Raw genomic sequence first — 6,600 nt, 5'->3', positions numbered from 1 at the left:
TGGGGCATCTACAGCGGCTACGAACTGTGCGAGAACACCCCGCTGCGCGAAGGCAGCGAGGAATACCTCGACTCGGAGAAGTACCAGCTCAGGCCCCGCGACTGGGAAGCCGCCGAACGCGAGGGCCGCACCCTCGCCCCGCTCATCACCCGCCTCAACGCCATCCGGCGGGAGAACCCCGCCCTGCGGCAACTGCGCGATGTGCACTTCCACCACGCGGACCAGGAACAGGTCATCGCGTACTCCAAGCGGAAGGGCTCGAACACGGTTCTGGTGGTCGTCAACCTCGACCCCCACCACACCCAGGAGGCGACGATCTCGTTGGACATGCCGCAACTCGGCCTGGACTGGCACGAGTCCGTGCCGGTGCGCGACCAGCTCACCGGCGAGACCTACCACTGGGGCAGGGCCAATTACGTGCGCCTCGAACCGGGCCACCGGCCCGCGCACGTCTTCACGGTTCTGCGACCGTCCAACCCGCAGATCGGAGGGTCACCCACACCATGATCGTCAACGAGCCCGTACAGGACACCTTCGAGGACACGCCCGCCAAGGACCGCGACCCGGACTGGTTCAAGAGGGCCGTGTTCTACGAGGTCCTGGTCCGCTCCTTCCAGGACAGCAACGGCGACGGCGTCGGCGACCTGAAGGGCCTGACCGCCAAACTCGACTACCTGCAGTGGCTCGGCGTGGACTGCCTCTGGCTCCCGCCGTTCTTCAAGTCACCCCTGAGGGACGGCGGTTACGACGTCTCCGACTACACCGCCGTGCTGCCCGAGTTCGGCGACCTGGCCGACTTCGTGGAGTTCGTCGACGCCGCCCACCAGCGCGGCATGCGGGTGATCATCGACTTCGTGATGAACCACACCAGCGACCAGCACCCGTGGTTCCAGGAGTCCCGCAAGAACCCCGACGGCCCCTACGGCGACTACTACGTCTGGGCCGACGACGACAAGCAGTACCAGGACGCCCGGATCATCTTCGTCGACACCGAGGCGTCCAACTGGACGTACGACCCGGTCCGCAAGCAGTACTACTGGCACCGGTTCTTCTCCCACCAGCCGGACCTCAACTACGAGAACCCGGCCGTGCAGGAGGAGATGATCTCCGCCCTGAAGTTCTGGCTGGACCTGGGCATCGACGGGTTCCGGCTGGACGCGGTGCCGTACCTGTACCAGCAGGAGGGCACCAACTGCGAGAACCTGCCGGCGACCCACGACTTCCTGAAGCGGGTCCGCAAGGAGATCGACGCCCAGTACCCCGACAAGGTGCTGCTCGCCGAGGCCAACCAGTGGCCCGAGGACGTCGTCGACTACTTCGGCGACTACCGCACGGGCGGCGACGAGTGCCACATGGCGTTCCACTTCCCGGTGATGCCGCGCATCTTCATGGCGGTGCGCCGCGAGTCCCGCTACCCGGTCTCGGAGATCCTCGCCAAGACCCCGGCCATCCCGTCCAGTTGCCAGTGGGGCATCTTCCTGCGCAACCACGACGAGCTGACCCTGGAGATGGTCACCGACGAGGAACGCGACTACATGTGGGCCGAGTACGCCAAGGACCCGCGGATGCGCGCCAACATCGGCATCCGGCGGCGGCTCGCGCCCCTGCTCGACAACGACCGCAACCAGATCGAGCTGTTCACCGCCCTGCTGCTCTCCCTGCCGGGCTCGCCGATCATCTACTACGGCGACGAGATCGGCATGGGCGACAACATCTGGCTCGGCGACCGCGACGCCGTACGCACCCCGATGCAGTGGACCCCGGACCGCAACGCCGGGTTCTCCTCGTCCGATCCGGGCCGCCTCTTCCTGCCGACGATCATGGACCCGGTCTACGGCTACCAGGTGACGAACGTCGAGGCGTCGATGGCCTCGCCGTCCTCGCTGCTGCACTGGACCCGCCGGATGATCGAGATCCGCAAGCAGAACGTCGCCTTCGGCCTCGGCTCCTACACCGAACTGCCGTCCTCCAACCCGGCGGTGCTGGCCTTCCTCCGGGAGTACGAGGACGACCTGGTGCTGTGCGTGCACAACTTCTCCCGCTTCGCGCAGCCCACCGAACTCGACCTCAGCGCCTTCCACGGACGGCACCCGGTCGAGCTGTTCGGCGGGGTCCGGTTCCCGGCCATCGGCGAACTGCCGTACCTGCTCACCCTCGCGGGCCACGGCTTCTACTGGTTCCGGCTCCGCAAGGACGCCGCCTAGAACCCGCGGCGGGGCGGTTTCCACCGCCCCGCCCGGGGCACGCGAGAATAACCACCCCCCGACGACCCCGGGGAAAGGACGCGCCGCCATGTCGGAAGCCGCCACCCGTACTGTCACCACCCCGCCCGGCCTGCTGGCGTCGCTCGACCCGCTGCTGCGCGAATGGCTGCCCCGGCAGCGCTGGTTCGCCGGCAAGGGACGCCCGGTCAGCGGCTTCTCCCTGGTCGCCGCCACCGAACTGCTGCCCGCCGACACCCGGCTCGGCCTGTACCACCTCCTCGTCCGCGCCCACCAGCCGCTCGCCCCGGTCCCGGGCGCCCCCGAGCAGCCGGGCGACTGCTACCAGCTCCTGATAGGCGTGCGCGAGGCGCTGCCACCCCGGTTGGCGCCCGCGCTCATCGGACACGTCACCCAGGGACCGCTGGCCGGCCGCACGGTCTACGACGCCCTGCACGACACCCGGCCCGCCGAGGTGCTCCTGGAGGCCCTGCGCACCCGGGCCCGCATCGGCAGGCTCCGCTTCGACCGGGCCCCGGACCAGGAGATCCGCACCGGACTGGTCCCCCGGCTGATGACCGCCGAGCAGTCCAACTCCTCCGTCGTCTACGGAGATACGTTCATCCTCAAGCTGCTGCGCCGGATCGTGCCCGGCGTCAACCCCGACCTCGAACTGCCGCTGGCGCTCGCCCAGGAGGGCTGCCCGCGCGTCCCCGCCCCGACGGCGTGGATGACGGCGGAACTGACCGGGGAACCCTGGGTGCTGGGTGTCCTCCAGCCCTATGTGCAGGGCGCCGCCGACGGCTGGGAACTCGCCCTGCGCCAAATGGCCAAGGGCGAGGACTTCACCGCCGAGGCGCGGGCGCTGGGCCGGGCCACGGCCGAGGTGCACACCGCGCTGGCCCGCGCCCTGCCGACGGTCACCCTCGGCCACGGGCCGCTGACGCAGTTGGCCGCCGGGATGACCGAGCGGCTGGACGAGGCGGTCCACGCGGTGCCGGCGCTGCTGCCGTACGCGTCCGGACTGCGCTCGGCGTACACGGCGCTGGGCGACCTCGCCGCCGAGGGACGCACCTGGACCGCGCAGCGCGTCCACGGCGACCTGCACCTGGGGCAGTGCCTGCGCTCGCCGTCCGGGCAGTGGTCGCTGATCGACTTCGAGGGCGAGCCGGCCCGGCCGATGGCGGAGCGGCGGCTGCCGCAGCCGCCGGTCCGGGACATCGCCGGGATGCTGCGCTCCTTCGACTACGCCGCCCGGTCCGCCGACCCGCCCGCCCCGGGCTGGGCGGCGGCCTGCCGGGCCGCGTACTGCACCGGGTACGCGGAGGTCACCGGCGTCGACCCGCGCACCGACCCGGTGCTGCTGCGCGCCTACGAGACGGACAAGGCGGTGTACGAGGTCGTCTACGAGGCCCGGCACCGCCCCGAGTGGCTGCCGGTACCGATGTCGGCGGTACGCCGCCTGGCCGCGCCCGATACGACCTGATCCTTGTCACCCCCTGTACCTAGGAGGCCCCGCCCGTGACTCCCCGCCCCCCGTCCAGCGGTCCGGACCCGAAGCAGACGGCCGAGAAGACGGCCGAGGAGCAGACGCCGGCGAAGGCGAAGGCGACGGCCAGGAAGGCCGCCGCCGGCAAGAAGACGGCGGCGGCGAAGAAGACCGCCGCCGTGAAGAAGACGGCGGCGGTGAAGACGACGGCGGCCGAGACAACGGCCGCCGTGAAAAAGGCCGCCGCGAAGAAGACGCCCCCGGTGAAGAAGCCGCCCGCCGCAAAGAAGACGGCCCCGGCGGAGAAGACCGACGTCGCGCAGAAGACGACGGCGGCGAAGAAGACCGCCGCCGTGAAGAAGACGGCGGCGGTGAAGACGACGACGGCCGAGACGACGACCGCCGTGAAGAAGGCCGCCGCGAAGAAAACGGCCCCGGCGGAGAAGCCGCCCGCCGCAAAGAAGGCTGTCACCAAGAAGGCCGTGGCCTCCAAGGCCGCCGCCACCAAGACCGTGACCAGCAAGGCCGCCGCGACCAAGACCGCCGCCACGAAGACCGTCGCCAAGAAGGCCGCCACCACGAAGCCCGCCGCGACCAAGACCGTGGCCAAGAAGACTGTCGCCAAGAAGACCGTCGCCAAGAAGACCGTCGCGAAGGACACCGTGCCCCGGCAGGGGTCCGCCCGGAAGCGGATTCCGGCGCAGCAGCAGGCCGAGGCGCCCGTCTCCCCCGCCCTGTCCCCGGTGGACCGGGACCTGCTGCTGGCCGGCACCCACCACGACCCGCACGCCGTGCTCGGCGCGCACCCGGTGCCGGGCGGCGTCGCCGTCCGGGTGTTCCGGCCGTACGCGCTCGGCGTGACCGTCGTCGCCGGGGAGCTGCGGACCGAGCTGCACGACGACGGGGGCGGGTTCTTCTCGGGCCTGCTGCCGCTGCGGGAGGTCCCGGAGTACCGGCTGCTGGTGACGTACGAGGGCGCGGTGCAGGAGACCGAGGACGCGTACCGTTTCCTGCCCACGCTGGGCGAACTGGACCTGTATCTGATCGGCGAGGGCCGGCACGAGCAGCTCTGGCAGGCGCTCGGCGCGCACCCGATGACCCACCAGGGCGTCACCGGCACCCAATTCGCGGTGTGGGCGCCGAACGCCCGCGGCGTCCGGGTCGCCGGGACCTTCAACTTCTGGGACGGCACCGGCTTCCCGATGCGGTCGCTGGGCTCGTCCGGCGTGTGGGAGCTGTTCGTGCCCGGGGTCGGCGAGGGCGAGCTGTACAAGTTCGACATCACCCGGCCCGACGGCTCGCGCACCCTGCGCGCCGACCCGCTGGCCCGCCGTACCCAGGTGCCGCCCGAGACCTCCTCCATCGTGACCGCCTCGCACCACGAGTGGGGCGACGCCCAGTGGCTGTCCCGGCGCTCCGAGGCGCCCGCGCACGAGGCGCCGCTGTCCGTGTACGAGGTCCACCTCCCGTCCTGGCGGCCGGGGCTGACCTACCGGGAACTGGCCGAGCAGCTCCCCGCGTACGTGAAGGACCTGGGCTTCACGCACGTGGAGCTGATGCCGGTCGCCGAGCACCCCTTCGGCGGCTCCTGGGGCTACCAGGTCACCGGGTTCTACGCGCCCACGGCCCGGCTCGGCACCCCCGACGACTTCAAGTACCTGGTCGACAAGTTGCACCAGGCCGGGATCGGCGTGCTGATGGACTGGGTGCCGGCCCACTTCCCGCGCGACGACTGGGCGCTGGCGGAGTTCGACGGGCGCCCGCTGTACGAGCACGCGGACCCGCTGCGCGCCGCCCACCCCGACTGGGGGACGCTGGAGTTCGACTTCGGCCGCCGCGAGGTGCGGAACTTCCTGGTGGCCAACGCGGTGTACTGGTGCGAGGAGTTCCACATCGACGGGCTGCGGGTCGACGCGGTCGCCTCGATGCTCTACCTGGACTACTCGCGGGAGCCGGGCCGGTGGACGCCGAACGAGCACGGCGGCCGGGAGAACCTGGACGCGGTGGCGTTCCTCCAGGAGATGAACGCGACCGTGTACCGGCGGGTGCCCGGCGTGGTGACCATCGCGGAGGAGTCGACGGCCTGGGACGGCGTCACGCGGGCCACCCACCACAAGGGCCCGAGCGGCTTCGGGGGCCTCGGCTTCGGGCTGAAGTGGAACATGGGCTGGATGCACGACTCGCTCCAGTACCTGGGCCACGACCCGATCCACCGCAAGTACCACCACGGCGAGATGACGTTCTCGATGGTGTACGCGTACAGCGAGAACTACGTGCTGCCGATCTCCCACGACGAGGTGGTGCACGGCAAGAAGTCGCTGGTGTCGAAGATGCCCGGCGACTGGTGGCAGCAGCGCGCCCAGCACCGCGCCTACCTGGGCTACATGTGGGCCCACCCGGGCAAGCAACTGCTGTTCATGGGGCAGGAGTTCGCCCAGGGCGCCGAGTGGTCCGAGGAGCGGGGCCCGGACTGGTGGCTGCTCGACCCGGGGTACGGGGCGGAGCCGGACCACCGGGGCGTACTGGACCTGGTCCGCGACCTGAACACCGTCTACCGGGACACCCCGGCCCTGTGGCGGCGCGACGCCCACCCGGCCGGTTTCGAGTGGGTGGTCGGCGACGCCGCCGAGGACAACGTCTTCGCCTTCCTCCGCCTGGACGAGGACGGCGCCCCCCTGCTGTCGGTGACCAACTTCTCCCCCGTCGTCCGCCCCGACTACCGCCTGGGCGTCCCCGCCGACGTGCCCGCCTGGCACGAGGTCCTCAACACCGACGCCGCCCGCTACGGCGGCAGCGGTGTCACCCGCCCCGACCCGGTCAAGCCCGAGCCCCAGCCCTGGCACGGCCGCCCGTCCAGCATCCGCCTGACCCTGCCGCCCCTGTCCACGGTGTGGCTCCGCCCGGCGTGAG

Annotated in this window: 4 protein-coding genes; all 4 read left to right on the top strand. The window is 71.1% G+C overall.

From position 1 onward, the window contains the following. Positions 1–507: DUF3459 domain-containing protein (locus ACFY32_RS12315; RefSeq protein ID WP_390674054.1), on the top strand; the 507-nt coding region annotated here is incomplete at its 5' end. Further along, a complete protein-coding gene (treS, locus tag ACFY32_RS12310; protein ID WP_390674053.1) occupies positions 504–2,204 on the top strand; it encodes a maltose alpha-D-glucosyltransferase in 1,701 nt (566 codons plus the stop codon). The genes ACFY32_RS12315 and treS, both read left to right, overlap by 4 nt. 88 nt (positions 2,205–2,292) lie before the next feature. Then, positions 2,293–3,687: a maltokinase gene (locus ACFY32_RS12305; RefSeq protein WP_359196464.1), complete on the top strand. Its 1,395-nt coding sequence runs from the start codon at positions 2,293–2,295 to the stop codon at positions 3,685–3,687. A 35-nt stretch (positions 3,688–3,722) separates the two neighbouring features. Then, positions 3,723–6,599 carry a 1,4-alpha-glucan branching enzyme gene (glgB, locus tag ACFY32_RS12300; RefSeq protein WP_390674052.1) on the top strand — a complete coding sequence of 959 codons (2,877 nt, stop codon included), beginning with the start codon at positions 3,723–3,725 and terminating at the stop codon, positions 6,597–6,599. The last annotated feature ends 1 nt before the right edge of the window (position 6,600 follow it).

It is taken from the genome of Streptomyces sp. NPDC000134 (assembly GCF_042899225.1).
In the GTDB taxonomy this organism is placed as follows: Bacteria; Actinomycetota; Actinomycetes; order Streptomycetales; family Streptomycetaceae; genus Streptomyces.
This window is presented reverse-complemented; position numbering and strand designations above follow the sequence as displayed.